Annotated in this window: 20 protein-coding genes; 10 read left to right on the plus strand and 10 right to left on the minus strand. The window is 53.1% G+C overall.

Going from position 1 to position 19,853, the window contains the following annotated elements:
- The first annotated feature begins 27 nt into the window (after nt 1-27).
- Nucleotides 28-279 carry a hypothetical protein gene (locus E1162_RS13565; protein ID WP_155131998.1) on the plus strand — a complete coding sequence of 84 codons (252 nt, stop codon included), beginning with the start codon at nt 28-30 and terminating at the stop codon, nt 277-279.
- Nucleotides 280-735: 456 nt separating this feature from the next.
- Here the strand turns inward: E1162_RS13565 and E1162_RS13570 are convergent, their stop codons facing one another.
- On the minus strand, nt 736-1,344 hold the full coding sequence (locus E1162_RS13570) for a L,D-transpeptidase (RefSeq protein ID WP_155132004.1): 609 nt from the start codon (nt 1,342-1,344) through the stop codon (nt 736-738).
- Between the two features lie 323 nt (nt 1,345-1,667).
- On the opposite strand from E1162_RS13570, the gene E1162_RS13575 reads away from it, so the two are divergent.
- A complete protein-coding gene (locus E1162_RS13575) occupies nt 1,668-2,471 on the plus strand; it encodes an alpha/beta fold hydrolase (protein ID WP_257098994.1) in 804 nt (267 codons plus the stop codon).
- Between the two features lie 2 nt (nt 2,472-2,473).
- Here E1162_RS13575 and E1162_RS13580 read toward each other — a convergent pair whose 3' ends face one another.
- Nucleotides 2,474-4,513, minus strand: coding sequence for a methyl-accepting chemotaxis protein (locus E1162_RS13580; RefSeq protein ID WP_257098995.1), 2,040 nt, complete (start codon nt 4,511-4,513; stop codon nt 2,474-2,476).
- 157 nt (nt 4,514-4,670) lie between these two features.
- On the opposite strand from E1162_RS13580, the gene E1162_RS13585 reads away from it, so the two are divergent.
- Complete coding sequence (locus E1162_RS13585) at nt 4,671-5,549, plus strand: DMT family transporter (protein WP_257098996.1); 879 nt, start codon at nt 4,671-4,673, stop codon at nt 5,547-5,549.
- Here E1162_RS13585 and E1162_RS13590 read toward each other — a convergent pair.
- Nucleotides 5,530-6,420 carry a YihY/virulence factor BrkB family protein gene (locus E1162_RS13590; RefSeq protein WP_371311940.1) on the minus strand — a complete coding sequence of 297 codons (891 nt, stop codon included), beginning with the start codon at nt 6,418-6,420 and terminating at the stop codon, nt 5,530-5,532. The two genes, E1162_RS13585 and E1162_RS13590, sit on opposite strands and share 20 nt — an antisense overlap.
- A gap of 170 nt (nt 6,421-6,590) precedes the next feature.
- Between E1162_RS13590 and E1162_RS13595 the strand changes: the two genes are divergently transcribed.
- Both E1162_RS13595 and E1162_RS13600 read left to right on the plus strand, forming a co-directional pair.
- A complete protein-coding gene (locus E1162_RS13595) occupies nt 6,591-8,267 on the plus strand; it encodes an acyl-CoA dehydrogenase family protein (RefSeq protein ID WP_371311941.1) in 1,677 nt (558 codons plus the stop codon).
- Nucleotides 8,268-8,500: 233 nt separating this feature from the next.
- Entirely contained in the window at nt 8,501-8,734 is a 234-nt protein-coding gene (locus E1162_RS13600) for a hypothetical protein (protein ID WP_155132013.1), read from the plus strand.
- Between the two features lie 4 nt (nt 8,735-8,738).
- Here E1162_RS13600 and thpR read toward each other — a convergent pair whose 3' ends face one another.
- The 3 genes from thpR to E1162_RS13615 form a co-directional block, all read right to left on the minus strand.
- The gene (gene thpR, locus E1162_RS13605) at nt 8,739-9,275 is read right to left on the minus strand and encodes an RNA 2',3'-cyclic phosphodiesterase (RefSeq protein WP_155132016.1); all 537 of its coding nucleotides are present in this window, start codon (nt 9,273-9,275) and stop codon (nt 8,739-8,741) included.
- 184 nt (nt 9,276-9,459) lie between these two features.
- On the minus strand, nt 9,460-10,512 hold the full coding sequence (locus tag E1162_RS13610) for an aldo/keto reductase (protein WP_155132019.1): 1,053 nt from the start codon (nt 10,510-10,512) through the stop codon (nt 9,460-9,462).
- Between the two features lie 93 nt (nt 10,513-10,605).
- Complete coding sequence (locus E1162_RS13615) at nt 10,606-11,253, minus strand: arylesterase (protein ID WP_155132022.1); 648 nt, start codon at nt 11,251-11,253, stop codon at nt 10,606-10,608.
- A 139-nt stretch (nt 11,254-11,392) separates the two neighbouring features.
- Here E1162_RS13615 and E1162_RS13620 point away from each other — a divergent pair, with 139 nt between their 5' ends.
- The 3 genes from E1162_RS13620 (at nt 11,393) to E1162_RS13630 (ending at nt 15,691) form a co-directional block, all read left to right on the plus strand.
- A complete protein-coding gene (locus E1162_RS13620) occupies nt 11,393-12,100 on the plus strand; it encodes an ABC transporter ATP-binding protein (protein ID WP_155132025.1) in 708 nt (235 codons plus the stop codon).
- On the plus strand, nt 12,093-14,660 hold the full coding sequence (locus tag E1162_RS13625; protein WP_155132028.1) for an ABC transporter permease: 2,568 nt from the start codon (nt 12,093-12,095) through the stop codon (nt 14,658-14,660). The genes E1162_RS13620 and E1162_RS13625 overlap by 8 nt, the downstream gene beginning before the upstream one ends.
- 281 nt (nt 14,661-14,941) lie before the next feature.
- Nucleotides 14,942-15,691: a Bax inhibitor-1/YccA family protein gene (locus E1162_RS13630; RefSeq protein WP_155132031.1), complete on the plus strand. Its 750-nt coding sequence runs from the start codon at nt 14,942-14,944 to the stop codon at nt 15,689-15,691.
- Nucleotides 15,692-15,831: 140 nt separating this feature from the next.
- On the opposite strand, the gene E1162_RS13635 is transcribed toward E1162_RS13630, so the two are convergent.
- The gene (locus tag E1162_RS13635; RefSeq protein WP_155132034.1) at nt 15,832-16,128 is read right to left on the minus strand and encodes an ArsR/SmtB family transcription factor; all 297 of its coding nucleotides are present in this window, start codon (nt 16,126-16,128) and stop codon (nt 15,832-15,834) included.
- A gap of 112 nt (nt 16,129-16,240) precedes the next feature.
- Between E1162_RS13635 and E1162_RS13640 the strand changes: the two genes are divergently transcribed.
- Nucleotides 16,241-17,155: a permease gene (locus E1162_RS13640; RefSeq protein ID WP_155132037.1), complete on the plus strand. Its 915-nt coding sequence runs from the start codon at nt 16,241-16,243 to the stop codon at nt 17,153-17,155.
- Between the two features lie 56 nt (nt 17,156-17,211).
- Here E1162_RS13640 and E1162_RS13645 read toward each other — a convergent pair whose 3' ends face one another.
- The gene (locus E1162_RS13645) at nt 17,212-17,601 is read right to left on the minus strand and encodes a DUF2794 domain-containing protein (RefSeq protein ID WP_155132040.1); all 390 of its coding nucleotides are present in this window, start codon (nt 17,599-17,601) and stop codon (nt 17,212-17,214) included.
- 366 nt (nt 17,602-17,967) lie between these two features.
- A complete protein-coding gene (locus E1162_RS13650; RefSeq protein WP_155132043.1) occupies nt 17,968-18,540 on the minus strand; it encodes a hypothetical protein in 573 nt (190 codons plus the stop codon).
- Between the two features lie 140 nt (nt 18,541-18,680).
- On the opposite strand from E1162_RS13650, the gene ppa reads away from it, so the two are divergent.
- Nucleotides 18,681-19,211, plus strand: a complete 531-nt coding sequence (ppa, locus tag E1162_RS13655; protein WP_155132046.1) for an inorganic diphosphatase — start codon at nt 18,681-18,683, stop codon at nt 19,209-19,211.
- 87 nt (nt 19,212-19,298) lie between these two features.
- Here the strand turns inward: ppa and E1162_RS13660 are convergent, their stop codons facing one another.
- Nucleotides 19,299-19,847 (minus strand): disulfide bond formation protein B, encoded by a 549-nt coding sequence (locus tag E1162_RS13660; RefSeq protein WP_155132049.1) that lies wholly within the window; start codon nt 19,845-19,847, stop codon nt 19,299-19,301.
- Between the last annotated feature and the right edge of the window lie 6 nt (nt 19,848-19,853).

The following is a 19,853-nucleotide window of genomic DNA, read 5'->3' on the forward strand; positions in this document are numbered from 1 at the left end:
CATCAGCAAACAACAAGAGCTTGATCCATGCCCCTGCGCGCTTCACTGACTTTACTAGCCAGCTCCCTCTTCTTGCTTCCTGCCGCAGCTAAGGATTTTCCTGCTGGCTACTATATCGCCACTGATGGGCAAGCCGAGCAACTCACCATCCGCGCAGAGCCCTCTTCCAAGGCACCTGTGGCGGCACAGCTTCCAGCAACCAAGGTTCTCGTTTCAAGCGGGATCAGCGAGAAAGCAGATGGCACGCTCTGGCAGCAAGTAAGCTCCGGAGAAATGTAAGGGTGGCTGGAAGCGGATAAGCTAAGGCCAGCAGAGCCAATCGCCTTCGAGGGTACTGAACTTGCAAGTACGGGCATCTGTACAGGCTTTGAGCCCGGTTGGGCATTCAAGTGGACGAAAGACAACGCCACCTTCTCCACCATGGAAGGCGCGGCCCTTGAAGCACCCGTAACTAGCGCAACACGCATACGCGGCCATCTGGGCACAACGCTCCATGCATCAAACGATACGACACGCTACGCTCTTACTGTATTGCCGAGCGAATGCCCATACCGCGCAGTCGATGCGTTCGTTTGGGGGACGGCCCACCTTATCAGTCAAGAGGAAGGCAAGGCGCCAGAGACATTCCTTGGCTGCTGCCGCCCGTTAGATGAGGGTTACCGATAGCTTTTCTGTAACAAAAAAAGCCGGCCCCTAACGAGACCGGCTTTTTGAACATCTTAAGGGGTCGGCTGGTTAGAGAATAACAACCTTAGTGCCAACTTTGACCTTCTCGTACAGGTACTCGACATCGCTGTTCAACATGCGGAAGCAGCCGGAAGAGACAGCCTGACCGATGGACCAGTTCTCATTAGTGCCGTGGATGCGGTAAATGGTGGAACCCAGATACAGTGCACGGGCGCCAAGCGGGTTGTTCGGTCCGCCCTTCATGTACGCAGGCAGCGTACGGCCCTTTTTAGCCTCACGTGCGCGCATTTCTGGCGGAGGTGTCCAACCCGGCCATTCCGCTTTACGGGTGACGCGCTCAACACCTTTCCAGGTGAAGCCATCACGGCCAACGCCAATGCCGTAACGCATCGCCTTACCTTTTTCCTGTACGTGGTAAAGATAACGCGATTTTGTATCGACAACGATAGTACCTGGCTTTTCATCGGTTCTGTAGCGAACCAGCTTACGCTTGTACTTACGCGGTGTCTTTGTGAACTGGCGGCTAGGGGTGTAGGTCACCCACTCGCGCTTCTTTGTGTCCCAGTACTGTGCAGCCTGAGACGGAATGGAGAAGCCCGTAACCCCAATTACAAGCGCCATCGCCATCAACGGCAGAAGCCGAATTAACTTTCTCATCAATACCCCCGGGGGAAGATTAGGAGCCCCCTCTCCTTTGCAATTATGTGTGCTGACTTTACCAAGGTCAAAACGCTCGCGGCCCCAATCGCCCACGTATGTTTACCTAGTAACAACACTCGGAATAAAACGCCCTGCGCTTTAAATACAATCTTTCAAATTCAATTTCGAGTAAATTACTCAATCAAAAATTGAATTACTGTTAGTCATTTAAAATTTTCTATAAGCACCTAAACTTTATGGATGAAATCCCACAATCACCAAAGTTGTATTGAGCTCGCCTAGCTAGTCATTCTAGTTGGAATACGGGAGGAAATTTACCTATGCATACTGAGTTAGAAACCCGATATTCTGCCATGACTGGCGAAACTCTTGCTTTCGTCCAAGCAGGTCTTGATAGCGAAGAGCCTATTGTTTTCATTCATGGTTTTGGTGGAGATGCCTCCACATGGGCGGGCCTCCAAAAAGAACTTTCCCAAAACAGGCCGACATACGCCTTTGACCTTCCCAGTCATGGCGGCTCGTTAAACTGGCCGGAACTGGGTAACGCCGTAAAATCTGCTAGGGCGCTATCACAATCTTTTGATGTGCTCGGCTTGAAAAAGGTACACCTCGTTGGTCACTCACTCGGCGGAGCCATTGCGTCCTTAATCGCAATGCGAACACCCGATAAAGTTGCAAGTCTTACTCTGGTGGCTCCGGGCGGTTTTGGTGAAGAGATCAACGCCAGCGCCCTGCAAGCCTACGCGAAGAAAGTTTCTATCGAAGCGCAGCTGGAAATCCTTAAACCATTCTTCGGTCCTGACTTTGCGATCCCCCAAGCGCTGGTAGAGCACTACAACAGCTCGCGAGCAGTTGACGGTGCAGCTGGAGCTCTGGCAGCTATCGCTGGTTCATTCCTTCTGGATGGCAAGCAAGGCGTTCTGCCCTTGGCAAAAATTGCCGAACTTCCAATGCCGATCAGCCTGATCTGGGGCACCGAGGATGGCATCTTGCCATACGCTCAAACCCAAGGCCTACCGGAAAAGATAGCCCTGCACTCCATCGAGAATGCAGGGCATATGTTGCAGATAGAATGCCCTCAAGAGGTCTTGCAGGTAATCCGCAAGACCGTAGGACTTGCCTGAGTTTAGGCTGCACGCACTCCGCCAAGGAATGAAGACACTTCTTGGCGGATCTGCTCTGCTTCTTTTGCAAGAACCTCGGCAAGATCCTGAACCGCCATTCCGGTAGAGCGAGCAGACTGGGATGCCTGTTCAACGGTTTTCATGGCATCAACACCGTTTTGAGAACTGCGGGTTGCGCTGGCAACGTTTTCCGAGATGGAGTGAACGGCAGCGTTTTGCTGCTCCATGGAGGCAGCAACTGCCGCAGCAATCTGGTTCACTTCCTCAATGGTGGAGCTAACAGAGCGGATTGCCCCAACAGCATCATCAGACGCGTGCTGGATAGCGCCAACCTGACGGGCAATCTCCTCGGTTGCCTGCGCTGTCTGGTTTGCAAGCATCTTCACTTCAGATGCAACAACCGCAAAGCCTTTGCCGTGCTCACCAGCGCGTGCGGCCTCAATGGTCGCGTTGAGCGCAAGAAGGTTGGTCTGGTCGGCGATATCGCGAATGAGGTTTACAGCATCACCAATACGGTTTGCGGCCTCATTGAGCTGGCTCATGGTTTCAACTGTGGTGCGGGAGTTGGATGCCGCTTCACCAGCAACACGGGTAGATTGTTCGGTCTGGCCTGCGATTTCGTTGATGGACATCGCCAGCTCTTCTGTAGCGGAAGACGCGTTAGCCACATTCTGCGTAGCGCTTTCAACCGCACTTCCAGCTGATACAGCTTCGCTGGAAACATTGTCCGCCGCTTGCTCAACCGAGACAGAAGCCTGCCCCAGACCATCAGCTGCCTTGTTCAAGCTCTGAAGAGCAGAGCCAATCTTCTGTTCGAAGTTGACGATAAGATCATCCACCCGCTGAGATCGTGCATCGCGTTCTTTGGTTTCTTGGTCACGCGCTTCGGCCATAGAGCGACGTTCGATCAAGCTGTCACGGAAAACCTGAACGGACCGAGCCATCTCGACCACTTCCTTACCCCCACGGTTTTCAGGAATCTCTACCGAAACATCCCCTTCAGCCAAACGCAGCATACCGGTCTTCAGCTTGTTAAGCGGAACCATGATAGAACGGGTTACCCAAACACCAAAGAGCAATGCAATAGCCGCAGCAATGCCAATGGCGCTAAAGGTGATGATCTTCATTTGGTCGGCGATCTCTGCGCGGTGCACTTCGGCAAGCTTTGCCCCTTCCACGGCTGCATTTTTGAGCGCATCCAAGCGTGGCGGCAGCAGAGCAAACAAGTCAACCAGCAGGTCAGCCTTCTTGGCACGCTTCTTGGTAAAACCGACATACTCGTTGAAGGCCGCACGATAGGCTTCCATATCGCCCGCGATCTCACTACGAACATTCTCAGGTAGCTCTACCCGAGGTAAAAAGCGATCAAAACGGGAGAACGCAACCTCGAAATCCCCTTCGGCAACATCAGTCCCCTTGATGGTAAAAGCGTACTCTGTCTGTCGAACCTGAGCAACCGAAGCAATCAGCTTCAACGCGTTAGGGTCTTTGGTGCGGCGGGTGTTCTGATTAATCAGATTACTGGCATTGAGCAAAGACGAGTTCAAAGTCTGTTGAAGGCCGCTATCCGCATCTAGGCCGATTTTCTCTTGCAGGCCGTGCAGCTCGGAGAAGGTCGCAGTAATGCCCTTAATGGTATCAATGGCATCCAGCGTTTCCAGGAAGTAGTCGCCCGCAGTTTCCAGCGTATTGATGTAGTTCAATGCTTCAACGGCTTCATCACTTACCTCGGTAAACCGTTGAGCCAGTGTTGCTGTAGGGCCGTTTTGGTATGCACTTTGAAGAGATTGCAACTGACCGGCCTTAACCGCCACATCCCGCGTGTAGGCCGCCAATTCGCTGTAAGCCTGCGCCTCGTCGAAGGCTGCATTGCTCTGCATCTGGCCCCAGCTATCAATAGCGGCGATAGACCCAATGCCAAGCAGCGCCATGGCGGACAAAGAAAGAATGCGAACGCGAATGCTCAAATTGCCCAAACGCGGAAGAAATGAAATACGCTTTAATGTCTTTGGCTTTGCAATAAATGATCTGAATTTACCCATACCAAGCCCCATCTGCAAAATTGCTTAATGAAATATGCGGATAAAATCCTTTAGTTTTTACAAACGCCCATGTCCGACATGGAACCAGAGGGATTTTTCTGGCACAAAAACTTGCTATATACGCCTCTGCCCTTTCTCCCATTTCTCGGATAACACCTTGTCGACACTAACCAGAATCGCGCCCATTCTCTTTGTTCTTCTCTGGTCGACAGGCTTTATCGGCGCCAAGCTCGGTGCGCCGTATTCCGATCCTTTTCCCTTCCTTTCCATCCGTTTTTTGATCGTCATACCGCTTTTTGCAGTGCTGATCGCCCTTGCTGGCGGGTCCCTTTACCTGCCTAGAAAGCAGATTGCGCTTTCCATATTTGTCGGCACACTCATTCACGGAACGTATTTGGGCGGCGTGTTTTGGGCGATTGATCGGGGCATGCCAGCAGGCGCTTCAACAGCCATTTTGGGGCTACAGCCAGTGCTCACCGCAATGATGGCTTATCTGTTGCTGAAAGAGCCTGTGAGACTGCGCCAATGGGCAGGCCTTGTTCTTGGCCTCTTCGGGTTAATGGCTGTGGTTCTACCGCGCCTTAACGTTGAGGATGCAACTGGCATTCCTGCCATTACAATTCCAGCCATCATTCTTGCAGTTTTGGGCATCTCCCTCGGCACGGTCGTTCAAAAGAAAATGCCAGTGGGTGCCAGTCTCCTAACAGTGACCTTCTACCAGTACATTGGCGCGTTGCTGGTGACGCTGCCTCTTTCCTTCACCGAAAGCTGGACCGTTGTATGGGCGCCGGAATTCATCATAGCCATCCTATGGCTCGTACTGGTGCTTAGCGTGGGCGCTGTTCTTCTGCTTTTGCTGCTGATCCGCGAAGGCGCTGTGGCAAGTACGGCATCGCTCTTCTATCTCGTGCCTGTAGCAACGAGCATAGAAAGCTACTTCCTGTTTTCGGAAACTCTGACCGTCGTTCAAATGGTCGGTATGCTTGTTATGGTCGTCGCTATTATCATGTCCCGTCCTAAACAGCAGGCCCGCTAGAGCTTTCATGATGATCACGATCTTCCCGCCAATGAGCGATCTTCTGCCTGCGCAGGATCGCTGCATTAAACTCGCCGCCTAAAATGAAAATGGCTGCCGTTAGATACATAAAGATCAAGGCAGTCATGATACCGGCCAGACCTGCGTATGTTGAAACATAGTTGGCAAAGCGGGCGAGATAGGCACCGAAGGCTGCACCAGAGATAATCCAGAGCGCCAGCGTGAGAACAACACCGGGAAGCACATCCAAAAGGCTGCGCCGTCCCGCTGGCAGCAGCAAATGGGCCGCGACAAGCGCCCCCACCAGCAACACCGACGTCACTGCATAGCTGATCAGCTCTGCATGATACTGGAACGTATCAACCATAGGCACAACGCGCGAGACCATCGTCCAGATGAGCGGACCCAGCACGATCAGGAAGGTAAAGGTCAACAGCACTATGGAACCGACCAGAACAGCAAGGATGGACTGGAACCGGCACCAAAGCCAGCTGCGATGATCGCGCACGCGGTAAGCACGGTTGAGCGCCATCCGCATAGCCTCCACCCCGTTGGAGGAGAACCACAGCGTGACGATAACACCGAAGGTCAGCAAGTCACCGCGGGGCTGGGTCAAAACCCTATGAATTTCGCTGGAAACAGGCTGGGCCACCCGCTCTGGCCATGCTTCAAAAATAAGCTCGGATGCCGTTTCAGCGAGATCTCCAAGCCCAAGAAAACCGGAGAGTGCCGCCACAAAAATCAAAAACGGGAAGATCGCCATAAGCGAAGACAACGCCACATGACTGGCAACAGCATAGCCGTCGTCGGTGTTAAAGTGGCCAAGGGCATCAGCAATCACGCCGTAGGCGCTTGCAATCACTTTGCGCACAATCGCTCTCCCGTTCCAATCGGTTGCCTCCCCTTATAGGAAGCAAGCACCTGCGCTTCAATATAGTGCGCGAGTATTAAGCCTTCCACCAATGAACCATTTGCAATACCTGTGAACGTCGCTAGTGTTGCATTGCACAATTTTCAGGACGGACCAGAGGGAGGCTGACCGTGCCGACATTGACAAATGCTGAAGCGTTAACACCACAGGACCATGACGCACTGCGAAAAAGCGCCCTAACCGAGCTGGAAGTTCTTCTGGGTAAGGCGCGCACCTATGTAAAGCAAAGGGTAAGCGAGGACGGGCGCTTAAGCCCTGTCAAGATGGAACTAGAGCAGCGGGCAACCCATGCCTTTGCTTGGTTTACCACCTATCTGGAGGCCCTGCGCCAGCTTGATGCCTATGCCCTGCGCCTAACAGAGCAAGGCAAATATGGTGAAATCGAGAAGCTGATCGTCGAGATTGGCTTTGGCGAATACACCGCCCAGATATTCTCCGGTATTGCTATCAGCCAGAGCGAGATCACCCGCCTTGCCGATATGGGCGTTTCTCGCAGTGAGGCGGAAGCTGCCTACAGCGCTGCGGTGGAAGATGTTATCGCAATCGGAACGCGCTCATCATCCCGCGCAGCTCTTGCCGCCTATATGGAAACATCTGATGGGCAGGCTTGTCTGGGAGCCACAGGCCTTGATGAGACCTACGAACAAATCCGCGAGGAAATGCGCAAGTTCGCAGAGGCGGAGGTTCTTCCCTACGCCCACGACTGGCACTTGGAAAATGCCTACATCCCTCTGCCTGTTATCGAGAAAATGGCAGAGCTTGGGGTGTTCGGCCTGACAATTCCTGAAGAATACGGCGGACTTGGCCTCGGTAAAGAATCCATGTGCGTTGTTTCCGAAGAGCTTTCCCGCGCTTACATCGGCGTTGGCTCATTGGGTACACGTTCAGAAATTGCAGCTGAGCTGATCTTGTGCGGCGGTACAGAAGAACAAAAGGCAAAGTGGCTACCCGTCATTGCCAGCGGCGAAGTGCTGCCCACGGCAGTGTTTACCGAGCCTAACACCGGCTCTGACCTTGCCTCTTTGCGCACCCGCGCGGTGAAAGATGGTGAGGACTGGAGCATCTCCGGTAACAAGACATGGATCACCCATCCAGTACGCGCCAATGTGATGACACTGCTGGCCCGCACCAATCCTGATGAAAAAGGCTATCGCGGCCTTTCCATGTTCCTTGCTGAAAAACCACGCGGTACTGATGAAGATCCGTTTCCGGCGAAAGGTATGTCCGGCGGTGAAATCGAGGTTTTGGGCTATCGGGGCATGAAGGAGTACGAGCTCGCTTTTGATGGCTTTAAAGTTAGCGGCGAAAACCTCCTTGGTCAGGTTGAGGGGCAAGGCTTCAAGCAGCTGATGCAGACCTTTGAATCGGCCCGCATCCAAACAGCTGCCCGCGCTGTCGGCGTTGCCCAAAGCGCTATAGACCTCGGTCTGCGCTATGCTATGGAGCGCATACAGTTTGGCAAGCCGCTCATGGCTTTCCCGCGCGTGGCAGATAAACTCGTCATGATGGCTGTCGAGACCATGATCGGCCGTCAGCTCACCTACTTCTCGGCTTGGCAGAAAGACAGCGGCAGACGCTGTGATTTGGAGGCAGGTATGGCCAAACTGCTGTGCGCACGCATTGCATGGTCTAATGCCGATAGTGCCCTTCAAATCCACGGCGGTAACGGCTTTGCGCTGGAGTATCCGATCTCCCGCGTGCTGTGCGATGCACGAATCCTCTCAATTTTCGAGGGTGCTGCAGAGATTCAGGCGCAGGTTATCGCCCGCCGCTTGTTAGAGGACTAACGTCCCTTTTTGATACACCGCGCCGGATCGGAACAGTTTTTGTGCCGATCCGGCACCGATTGACAAACTATCCCCAAGCCCCAAAAGAAACTCCCGCTCCGTTAAGCTTAATTTCGCATTGGCCCTTGTGTTTGCGGCGCGCTCCCACGCACAATAATTAAAATTTTATTAATGTTGTAAGTGGGCCATTTCTTGTGTCGATACGCTTCTTGTTAACCGCCGTTGCAGCCGTGATGCTGTCAGCCTCATTCGCATCCGCGGGCGGACTGCGCGCGCTGACCGCCCCTGAAAACAGCATGACAGAGCTCAAGCCGCGCTCCTCTTTGCGCGAACTGAGTGTGCGCGAGGAATTAAAGCCTTTCGAGAACGAGAAGCTGGAACTACGCCGCTTCCTGCCGCCCTCCAAGTTCAAAGGGATGGTTCCGTTCATCCCACTGCAAAAGAGCCTGCGCACCTTCGATATCTAAGAAATCAAGCAGCCAGCGGATAAACCTCTTCCACCACATAGGGCCCGCCGCCCACAGTCGCCTTTGCGGAGAACAGGACAAACCGGCCAGCGACGAAGCTAGGGGCTTGAAAGTCACCATGCTCGCTTAGCCAACGCGCCGCCTCATGAGCACTTGTGCCCCTAAGCCGCGCCAGAGTAACATGCGGCACATATTTGCGCCGCTCTGGCTTTAGCCCAATGCGCTGCAAAACCCGCTCTTGCTCAGCCTGCAACTCAACCAGCTCCTTTACCGGCTTAACCCGCGCAAACAGTGCATGCGGCTTGCCGTTTCCAAACGAGCCCAAACCATCAAGCGCAACTGAAATCGGATCACGATGAATCCTGTCCAGCTCACTGACAATCTCGTCAGCGCAGCGGTCATCAATGTCGCCAATGAAGCGCAAGGTGATGTGATAGTTTTCGGGATCAATCCAGCGCGCGCCTTTTAATCCGCCGCGAAGCATAGACAGCATAAATGCCGTGTTGGCGGGAAGCTCTAGGCCGGTGAACAGTCGGGGCATGGCAACATCCTCCGCTGAAATCAATGGTTAAAGCATGACTGCCAGAAACCAACACCACAAGAAAAAAACGCTAGGACATCAATATACCCCCTGCTTATGCAGGGAAGATGACAAGGCAACTACGAAAAAAGGCTGGCCTATTTTTCATAGGTCAACCCTCTAAAATCAAATGGTTCCCCTGCAATTATGGGCAAGGGTTCGCATGCAGGAGGTGAATAGCGTTGATGCGCTTTTCGATCTCATCGCTCATCTGGAAATCAGCCGCGCTGATGTCAGTTTTCAGCTGATCGAGCGTTGTTGCGCCAATAATAACCGAGGTCACAAACGGGCGCGTATGCGCAAAGCCAAGAGCCAACACAGACGGATCAACACCCAGCTCTTCAGCAAGGTCCAGATAGGCATTTACTGCAATCTCGGCGCCTGCACCTTCATAACGCTGCAAACGGTTGAAGAGCGCTTTACGAGAACCTGTAGGCAACGCGCCATTGCGGTATTTGCCGGTGAGATAACCCTGCGCCAGAGAAGAGTACGCCAGTAGGCCAACGTCTTCGCGCATTGCGATCTCGGCAAGACCAACCTCAAAGGTACGGTTGACGAGGGAATAACCGTTCTGGATGGACTGAACGCGTGGCAGACCGGCTTTTTCCGCTTCATTGACGAAAGACATGGTGCCCCAAGCGCTTTCATTGGAAAGGCCGATGTGGCGAACCTTACCTGACTTTACAACGTCTTGCAGCGCATCAAGGGTCTCGGCAATGCTTACCTCGTCCTCGGCCTTTGCTGGTTCGCGGTAAACCATCGGGTTCGCGCCAAACTGGGTCACGTTACGGTCTGGCCAGTGCAGCTGGTAAAGGTCGATGTAATCGGTCTGCAAACGCTGCAAGGAACGCTCAACAGCCTCAAAAATCTGAGCGCGGTTCAAACGCGCTTGGCTACCATCGCGGCGGAAGTAAGTTGATTCAGTGCGGCCCACAACCTTGGTTGCCAGAATGACCTTGTCGCGGTTACCGCGTTCCTTAAACCAAGTACCGATAATCTCTTCGGTCCGGCCCGCCGTTTCAGCCTTTGGAGGGATGGAGTAAAGCTCTGCGGTATCAAAGAAGTTGATATCGTGATCAAGAGCCATATCCATCTGGGCATGGCCTTCAGCTTCTGTGTTCTGTTCACCATAGGTCATGGTGCCAAGGCAGATGCTGCTTACCTTCAGGTCGGTACGACCAAGTTTGCGGAATTCCATTCCAACCCCGTATTGTTTTTTGATTGCAAGCCGTGAGAATGACGCGCACGCTTGGCTGCGCGTCGTAAACGGCTAAAAGACGTTGTGATTGATTTAGCTGCCGGATTTCATTGAGGCCAATGTTTTCTCAATGCTTGGCAGAATGTTTCCTACGATAACCCCAACACCCTCACCGGTTGGATGAAGGCCATCAGCCATATTCAGCTTCGGATCTGTCGCCACCCCTTCAAGAAAGAAAGGATAAAGCGCAATCGAATACTGGTTGGCAAGGTCTGGATAGATGGAATCAAACGAGGCGGCATATTCGTCACCCCAGTTGCGTGGTGCCATCATGCCAGCCAGCAGAACTGTAATGCCCCGCTCCTTAAAGCGCTCGACCATCTTCGCCAGATTGTCCCGCGTGATCTGCGGATCAACACCGCGCAGAGCATCGTTTGCCCCCAGCTCCAAGATCACCATGTCCACATCATCGTTGATGGACCAGTCCAGGCGGGACAGCCCGCCTGATGTTGTGTCGCCGGAAACGGCAGCATTCACCACCTGAACATTGTGGCCGTTGCCCTTCAGCGCTTTTTCAAGCTGGGCGGGAAAGCTTTCTTCGGCTGGCAACATATAACCAGCCGAAAGGCTATCGCCAAAGGCAGCAATGGTAATTGTATCTTGCGCAAAAGCTGCGCGGCCCTGCATGAGCACCATGATTGTCAATACCAATAGAAAACGGAAAAGCCGATATGACGACATTTTGTTACCTTTTTTGGGCTGGACGTTAAATTGCGCACTGCCCATATGTGGTGGAACTCCTGATCTTCTCAAGGAGAAATTTCGTAGTGCGCATTAGTTTCCTCGGCGACCCACGCCATTAAAGATTGAAAGCTATACGATGCAAAGCAATTCTGTGATTACTCTTGATGGTGTAGAACTTAGCCTCGGCCACGGTGCAGGCCGGGTGCATATTCTTAAAGGCATTTCCCTCCAGATTTCAAAGGGCCAGTCCGTTGGCCTTGTTGGACCGTCCGGTTCAGGCAAATCAACCCTACTTATGATTATGGCAGGGCTGGAACGAGCCGATAAAGGCTCCGTTTCCATTGCAGGGCACGAGCTTGGCGGCATGAGTGAAGATGAACTTGCCCGCTTTCGGGGAAACAATGTCGGCATCATCTTCCAGAGCTTTCACCTCGTTCCGAACATGACAGCACTTGAAAATGTTGCCATTCCTTTGGAGCTGGCAGGCGAGCCGGACGCATTCGAGCGCGCCAAAAAGGAGCTGGAAGCTGTAGGTCTGGGAAGCCGCCTTGCCCACTACCCTGCCCAGCTTTCAGGCGGAGAGCAGCAGCGCGTTGCCGTTGCACGTGCGCTTGTGTCCAATCCAGAAATCCTCATCGCCGATGAACCCACTGGCAACCTTGACGAAGATACAGGCCGCCAGATCGTAGAGCTGATGTTTTCCGCCCAGCGCGAACGCAATATGACCTTGGTGCTGGTAACCCACGACGGCGCTTTGGCTGACAAGTGCGAGCGGAAAATTCAGGTTCGCTCTGGCACCATTACCGAAGCCACAGCCCAGTTGAGGGAGGCGTCGAATGGCTAAACCAGCCAATGCTCCAGCGGGCCTTGGTTTGGCCTTTCGTTTTGCCCTGCGCGAAATGCGAGCGGGCCTGCGCGGCTTTTTCGTCTTTATCGCCTGTATAGCCCTAGGCGTTGCTGCAATTGCCGGTGTGGCGTCCGTCTCACGCACCATGACAGAGGGCATATCGTCAGAAGGCCAGTCGATCCTAGGCGCTGACCTCTCCTTCTCGCTCATTCACCGCCAAGCCAACGAGGGCGAGTGGGCCTTCCTCAAAAATCAAGGTACCGTTTCAGAAGTTGCAACGCTTCGGGCTATGGCACGCAAACCGGCCGAGCAAAAGCAGGCACTTGTGGAGCTTAAGGCAGTAGATAACCTCTATCCGCTCTATGGCACCTTCGAGCTAACCTCTGCTGATGATCTCCATGCACTGCTTACGCCTGTGTCTGGCAAGGTTTGGAACGGCGTTGCTGATCCCTCTCTCTTGTCCCAGCTTGATCTGTCGGTTGGCGATACCGTGGATGTTGGCCGTATTACGGTGAAGATTGCAGATGCTATCGCCTCAGAGCCAGACAAGCTCAGCGATGGCATGACGATCGGCCCGCGCATCCTCATTTCGCAAGAGGCCCTCACTGCCTCTGGCCTGGTGCAGCCGGGCAGCCTTGTTAACTACCACTACCGTTTAAAGCTTCCCGCAGGCACCAGTGACGATGATCTCAAGCAGATTATCGCGCAAGCCTCAGAAGACCAGCCCAATGCAGGTTGGCGGGCTCGCTCCCGTGTAAGTGCAGCGCCGGGCCTGCAAAGAAGCATTGAGCGCTTTGCCCAGTTCCTCACACTTGTGGGTCTTACCTCGCTTATCGTTGGCGGTGTCGGCGTTGCTAATGCAGTACGCAGCTATCTCGCTTCCAAGCGTGAGGTTATTGCCAGCTTCAAGTGCCTTGGCGCGTCCGGCAACTTTGTGTTCCAGATCTACCTCTTCCAGATCCTTATGCTGGCAAGCATCGGTATCGCCATTGGCCTTGTGATCGGCGCACTCATTCCGTTTTTAGCTCTGGGGCTTCTATCAGGCGTTCTCCCTGTCGCAGCTTCTGCAGGCTTCTACCCTTCAGAACTTTTGATGGGCATCGTCTACGGCTTATTGACCGCGCTTGCCTTTGCGATCTGGCCACTGGGCCGCGCTCATGATGTGCCTCCATCTGTGCTCTTTAGAGATGAAGTCAGCAATCGCCACCGTCTGCCAAACTGGCGCTACATGATTGCCAGCGGCGCGACTGTTGCCCTGCTGTTGGGTCTTGCTGTGGTTCTTGCCCACGATCAGCGCATTGCGCTCATCTATGTGAGTGCTGCCGTTGGCGCCTACGCTCTCCTGCTGCTCGTTGCGCGCGCGATTATGTGGGCAGCAGCGAAAAGCCCGCAGGTTCGCTCAACGGAATGGCGTCTTGCGATAAGTAACATTCACCGCCCCGGCGCCCTTACACCTTCCGTGGTTCTTTCTCTCGGCCTTGGGCTTACTCTGCTTGTCGCTCTTGCGCTTATCGACGGAAACTTGCGCCGTGAACTGCAACAAACCGCCAGCGATGAGGCTCCAAGCTTCTTCTTTGTCGATATTCAAAATACCGAGCGTGATGGTTTTGAAGCTTTTGTGAGTGAAAAAGCGCCAAACAGCACATTCTCATCGGTACCTATGCTGCGCGGACGCATCACCGCTCTCAACGACATTCCAGTCGCGGAGCTTCCCCCTCCGCCAGATGATGGTTGGGTTCTACGTGGAGACCGCGGCATAACCTACTCGGCTACCAAACCGGCAAACTCCACAATCGATGAAGGTGAGTGGTGGGCTGATGACCATAACGGCGAGCCGCTTGTTTCATTCGATGCTGAGATTGCGCAGAACCTCGGTCTTAACATTGGCGACAAGGTAACCGTCAACGTACTGGGCCGTGAGCTCTCTGCCCGTATTGCCAACCTTCGCACCGTTGATTGGCAGTCTATGTCCATCAACTTCGTTATGGTGTTCTCGCCGAATATGTTTGCAGGCGCTCCTCATACCCACCTTGCAACGGTAGCATGGAGCCAACCAACGACGATGGAGCAAGAGCTCGGCCTTTTGAAAGAGGTTACCGCATCCTTCCCAACCATCACTTCTATTCGGGTGAAAGATGCGATCTCGCAGGTCAATGCTCTGGTTGAACAGCTCGCATGGGCCATTCGCGGCGCCTCCTCCATCACGTTGTTTGCAAGTATGCTGGTTCTAGGCGGAGCCCTAGCAGCAGGTCACAAAAGCCGCATCTATGATGCTGTTATCCTGAAAACCCTCGGCGCAACGCGTAAACGGCTGATCTACGCCTACCTGATTGAATACATGCTGCTTGGCTTATCGACTGCAGGCTTCTCCCTCATCGCAGGAAGTTTGGCCGCAAGCTATGTGATCTCGGGAATCATGGGCGGCACATTCCAGATGCTGCCGTCAACTGCCATTGCGGCTGTTCTGGGGGCTTTGCTCTTTACCGTTGGCTTTGGCTTGCTGGGCACGTGGCGCGTACTGGGTGAAAAGCCCGCTCCGGTACTACGCAACCTGTAGATGACAAAATAACTCGCTAAAACAGCGAGTTACCTTGGGATACCACAACTACGGAGCGCTCGCTTTCAATTTTTGGAAGCGAGCGTTTTCATTAAGTCTTCGTTTTCCCTACGCTTGAAAACACGCAAGTGTTTTTATGAGCTGGCTGAGAATAACGCCAATCTCTCAAAAATTTAACTGGCTCTGCCCTTGTTTTGACAAGACTTTCAGACCATATTCCAATGAAGATGCAGCTTGGCAATAGTTGCTGCTGCTCAAATTAGATTTAGGAGAGAGTCCACATGTCGACCTTCGACCGCAATAACTCGCAGCGGTTTGGTATGGCCGGCGCTCGTGCCGATGCAGGCGTATATGACGCTGGTTTGCGCGCCTACATGCTACGCGTTTACAACTACATGGCCCTTGGTCTTGCGATCACCGGTATTTTCGCGGTCGCAACCTTCAGCCTTGCAGTAAGCAACGGCGCTCTGACCCCGCTTGGCGTTGCGCTTTACACTTCCCCTCTTAAGTGGGTAGTGATGCTTGCACCGCTTGCTATGGTGTTCTTCCTGAGCGCGCGCATCCATGCAATGTCTGCCTCCGCAGCTCAAATCACCTTCTGGGTTTACGCAGCCCTTATGGGTCTATCCCTGTCCTCCATCTTCATGGTGTACACCGGTAACTCCATCGCTCGCGTATTCTTCATCACCGCTGCGTCCTTCGGCGCGCTGAGCCTGTTCGGTTACACCACCAAGAAAGACCTTTCTGCTTGGGGTTCGTTCCTGTTCATGGGTCTGATCGGTATCATCATCGCGTCGGTGGTTAACATCTTCCTCGCGTCTTCTGCTATGCAGTTCGCGATCTCCGTGATCGGCGTTCTGGTGTTTGCTGGCCTCACCGCCTACGACACTCAGCAGATCAAGGAAATGTACGCTTACGCTGACGACAGCGAAACAGCAGGTAAGAAAGCCATCATGGGCGCTCTGCGTCTGTACCTGGACTTCATCAACCTGTTCATCATGTTGCTGTCCCTGTTCGGAAACCGCGAATAATCGCGAACCTTACAGCTAAAACAATTAAAGCCCGGAGCGTTTGCTTCGGGCTTTTTCTTTGCGCTATTCGCTAGTGGGGCGAGGGTCTGGGCCTTGAGGTTGCGGAGAGCTCCTACCTCTCTTTGCAAGCAGAGCCGCCTTTACTGAGCGTCCGCATCCAGACAGCATTCATCCTGCAAAAAGCCGATCAACGCCTGCAAGTGGTCAAACTGGGCAATGCAATAAAGCGTGCGCCCGTCCCGCTGCTGTTTAACCAGCCCTGCGGCCATCAAACTGGATATGTGATGGGACAAAGTGGAGCCGGGAACTTCTAGTTCTTCCTGCAATTGGCCCACTGGCAGGCCCTCGAATCCAGCTTTAACCAAACGTCTGAAAACTTTCAGGCGGGTGTCATGTCCCAGTTCTTTCAGTGCCTTAACGGCTTCTTCGTTATTCATTGGGTACTCCTGAATCTCATATATTTCTATAATAGTAGAAATATTTTGACAATCAAGTTCTGCGAATTTATATTTCGATTAAATTAGAAATATAAAAACATGGATCACTCCAATGACCATCACAGCAGAAATGATCATGGAAAGCCTCGATATGTTCGCTTTCCTCGCTGTCGAACTAACTATCCTGTTTCTTGGTATCAGCTACTTGGTTGGCGTGTTGCAAGAATACATTCCGCCAAGCCGCATTCAGTCCATCCTTAGCAGCCAAAACGGGAAAGGCTACGTCGTAGCTGCCCTATTGGGTGCTATTACGCCCTTCTGCTCTTGCTCTACAATTCCGTTTTTGAAGGGCCTTCTAAGAGCACGCGCTGGCTTTGGCACTATGATGGTATTCTTGTTTGCCAGCCCGCTTCTGAACCCTGTGATCATTGGCCTGTTTATCGTTACATTCGGCATTCAGGTTACCCTGTTCTACTTCGCCATTGCGCTCGGCGTATCTATTATCGCTGGCTACGCACTGGAAAAACTTGGCTTCGAACGCTTTGTGAAGGCAGAAGCCTATGAGCAGCCAAAACCTTCTTGCTGTGGCTCCTCGTGCGGTGGTGCAGCTCCAAAACCGAACAAATGGCTGAAAATCTGGCAGTCCACTTGGAAAGACTTCAAAAAGGTTCTGCCATACCTCATCGGCGGTATCGCAATCGGCTCCGTGATCTATGGCTTCATGCCAACTGAATGGATCTCGTCTGTTGCAAGTGAAGAAAACATCTTCGCAGTACCAGTTGCAGCGATCATCGGCATTCCACTTTACATCCGTGCCGAGGCAGTCATTCCGCTCAGCGCAGCGCTTGCTGCAAAAGGCATGGGCCTTGGTGCAATCATGGCTTTGATTATCGGCAGCGCCGGTGCCAGCCTGACAGAGGTGATCTTGCTGAAGTCCCTCTTCAAGAACCAGATGATCATCGCTTTCCTTGTCGTTATTTTGACAATGGCGGTAAGCGCAGGTCTCCTCTACGGCTTGATCTTCTAAAACAAAAAAGCCCTCATCCTAGGATGGGGGCTTTTTTTGTCGTCGACCCAGTAGACCTACTCCACCAGACGAAGATGCTTTTTCTTATCGAAGACTTTGAGAACGTTGGCGAGCTCATGTCCGCGTTTCAATACCGTTCCGCCCATCGAAATTACTGAGTAAGCCCCCTGCTTGCGTGCAAGTTTGGGGTCTTTTTCTATTCGGTAAAGGGGCATTTCGCTGGCACGCCTAAAAATGGAAAACACGGCGCGTTCGCTGCCGTGATCGATTGCATAATCTTTCCATTCACCTGCTGCCACCATGCGTCCGTAAACGTTGAGGATCTGGCTCAGCTCTGTTCGGTGAAAGGCTACGGTTTTCATAAGCGAGGCGTAACCGCCTCCCTCCCCCCATCCAGCGCCTGCATTATGGGGGTGGTTTGTCACGCTTTCTTCGCTATCGCTCATCACGCCTCCGCTTGCTGCTCGGCCTGCTTTTTCCGGTATTGGGAGCGGGCCAACAAACCGTTAATCATGTCATGGTGGTTCATTCCGAAGGCAAACGCAAGCAACCCAGCGAACACGCAGAAAAATGGCAAGATTGCACTTGTTAAATTCTGCAACTTTTTATCACAGAACAATCTTGTTTCCGCCCTAATCCAGCCCTTCCTCAGACAACTTGCAAGAGCAATATCTCTTCATGCCCCAAGCTGGTTCGGTCCCGTACCGCCTTTGCCGCACTTACCCCCAATACCCCCCAAGAAGCGCGGCGCGGGATCGAACAATTTTTTTCTTTCTTATCTTCCTCCCCCAATAAGCTCGGTCGGTCCTGGGTCAGTAGCCCAGGGACCGCCCACCCCTGCCTATAATTTTGGGAGGCTGCTCACAGTCCCATATCCCCCCAAGAAGCCGAACCGTATCGCGAGCAAGCTGGTTTGCGTTGGAATTTGCACGCGCATCAATGTAGCCGATATGGCATGTGCGCCCCTCGCCAAGCTGCGTCACCACCAGAACCTGCCCCTTGTAGAATCCGCCGGAGATAGTCTCGTCGCTGATTTGCGTGTGCCAGCGGAGAATCGTTGCTATCGGCACGCCCTGTTTCAGCACCCATTCAACGGTAGAACCCAGCTCGTTAAAGGGCGCCAAGGTCTGCGAATAAGCTCTCTCACTGTTGCCAGATGCCCCATAGCTGACAAAAAAACGCAAATCGCCTTCGCCAACCCAAACAGGAATGCCCTTGTACCCCTCGCAGACCCAGCGCGCACCGCCCGCACCGTCTTCATACACTTCCAGCAATGTGCAGGAGCCATCAAGGTTCAGGCGGGTATAAACGCTCTCAAGACCTGACGCAGCGACCTCAGCCATTGTGACCATAAGGAATGCGACCAAAACTACGGTTTTTCTCATAGCTTCCCCTCCTAAGTCTGTGAAGACCGGTTGATCAGGTGAATTACGCCAAAAATTCAATACGGCAATGCAAACTTAGACCTTGAAACAACCCATCGACCCTGCAATACAGACAGCAACTGAAATCGGAGTAAAGATAAATGCGTATCGATTGCATTCCCGTTGGCAAAAATCCTCCTGAAGAAGTCAACGTGATCATCGAAGTGCCAGTCGGTGGCGAGCCAATTAAGTACGAAATGGAAAAAGAGTCCGGCGCTATGTTCGTTGACCGTTTCCTGTACACCCCAATGCGCTACCCGGGGAACTATGGCTTTGTACCACACACTCTTTGCGGCGATGGCGACCCGATCGACGTTATTGTTGTGAACCAGCGTCCAATCATGCCGGGTGCCGTAATGAGCTGCCGTCCAATTGGCGTGCTCGTAATGGAAGACGAATCCGGTCAGGACGAGAAAATCATCGCAGTGCCTAGCAGCAAGCTGAGCCGCCGCTATGAAAACGTAAAGACCATTGACGATCTGCCTGAAATCACCATCAAGCAGGTTGAGCACTTCTTTGAGCACTACAAAGACCTTGAGCCGAACAAGTGGGTGAAGATCACCGGCATCCACGGCGTAGAAGAAGCTCAGAAGCTGATTCTGGAATCTATTGCTCGTTACAACGAAGCATAAGCTTTCCAGCAATCTTGCTAGAACTACAAAAAAACCGCTGGTGGCTCACCAGCGGTTTTTTTATTCAATAAGGCTTTTCTGTCGAGCTTAGCTTTTGCGCGAAAGCAATGGCGAAGTGCCAAGTACGATGCCGCAAACAGCCACAAACGACATGCCGAGCGAATAAAGCACGTTCATTCCGGCAAACGACAGGCCCAGAATGCGCAGCGGCGCGTTAGAGCAGCTCACAACGCGGGTGCTTTCCAGCGAAGAGAGCAGATCCGTTGCATTGCCAAGGCTTTTCATAGGTCCGCCGCAGTCATTAGGGCCAAGCCAGAAGTCCCATTCAGCACCGGCCTGATAAACGCCGACACCGCCGCCATAAAGAAACAGGCCAGTGCCGATAAGCAGCAAAACACCGCTCAGCCATGCCAGCTTAGGGCGCAGAGCGAACACGAAAGCGAAGATGCCAATTGGCAGCCCCCAATAGTAGGGAACGCGCTGCGCAAGACACAGCTTGCACGGCACATAACCGCCAATAATTTCAAACCCCCATGCCATGGAAATCGAAACCAAGCTGCCAAGAGCAATCAGCGCACTTGCTGTCGCTCTCGGGTTTTTGAGAAGAATACTCAGAGCACTAGAGTTTGAGGGCATAACCAC

It is taken from the genome of Pseudovibrio flavus, assembly GCF_009711345.1.
GTDB classification, from domain to species: Bacteria; Pseudomonadota; Alphaproteobacteria; order Rhizobiales; family Stappiaceae; genus Pseudovibrio; species Pseudovibrio flavus.

Bases quoted from the DNA above. Each gene is read 5' to 3' on its own strand.
- E1162_RS13615 (WP_155132022.1), bottom strand. From the start codon at position 11,253: ATGTCGTCATATCGGCTTTTCCGTTTTCTATTGGTATTGACAATCATG.
- E1162_RS13620 (WP_155132025.1), top strand. From the start codon at position 11,393: ATGCAAAGCAATTCTGTGATTACTCTTGATGGTGTAGAACTTAGCCTC.
- E1162_RS13600 (WP_155132013.1), top strand. From the start codon at position 8,501: ATGCTGTCAGCCTCATTCGCATCCGCGGGCGGACTGCGCGCGCTGACC.
- thpR (WP_155132016.1), bottom strand. From the start codon at position 9,275: ATGCCCCGACTGTTCACCGGCCTAGAGCTTCCCGCCAACACGGCATTT.
- E1162_RS13565 (WP_155131998.1), top strand. From the start codon at position 28: ATGCCCCTGCGCGCTTCACTGACTTTACTAGCCAGCTCCCTCTTCTTG.
- ppa (WP_155132046.1), top strand. From the start codon at position 18,681: ATGCGTATCGATTGCATTCCCGTTGGCAAAAATCCTCCTGAAGAAGTC.
- E1162_RS13630 (WP_155132031.1), top strand. From the start codon at position 14,942: ATGTCGACCTTCGACCGCAATAACTCGCAGCGGTTTGGTATGGCCGGC.
- E1162_RS13580 (WP_257098995.1), bottom strand. From the start codon at position 4,513: ATGGGTAAATTCAGATCATTTATTGCAAAGCCAAAGACATTAAAGCGT.
- E1162_RS13625 (WP_155132028.1), top strand. From the start codon at position 12,093: ATGGCTAAACCAGCCAATGCTCCAGCGGGCCTTGGTTTGGCCTTTCGT.
- E1162_RS13650 (WP_155132043.1), bottom strand. From the start codon at position 18,540: ATGAGAAAAACCGTAGTTTTGGTCGCATTCCTTATGGTCACAATGGCT.
- E1162_RS13645 (WP_155132040.1), bottom strand. From the start codon at position 17,601: ATGAGCGATAGCGAAGAAAGCGTGACAAACCACCCCCATAATGCAGGC.
- E1162_RS13635 (WP_155132034.1), bottom strand. From the start codon at position 16,128: ATGAATAACGAAGAAGCCGTTAAGGCACTGAAAGAACTGGGACATGAC.
- E1162_RS13660 (WP_155132049.1), bottom strand. From the start codon at position 19,847: ATGCCCTCAAACTCTAGTGCTCTGAGTATTCTTCTCAAAAACCCGAGA.
- E1162_RS13640 (WP_155132037.1), top strand. From the start codon at position 16,241: ATGACCATCACAGCAGAAATGATCATGGAAAGCCTCGATATGTTCGCT.
- E1162_RS13570 (WP_155132004.1), bottom strand. From the start codon at position 1,344: ATGAGAAAGTTAATTCGGCTTCTGCCGTTGATGGCGATGGCGCTTGTA.
- E1162_RS13575 (WP_257098994.1), top strand. From the start codon at position 1,668: ATGCATACTGAGTTAGAAACCCGATATTCTGCCATGACTGGCGAAACT.
- E1162_RS13610 (WP_155132019.1), bottom strand. From the start codon at position 10,512: ATGGAATTCCGCAAACTTGGTCGTACCGACCTGAAGGTAAGCAGCATC.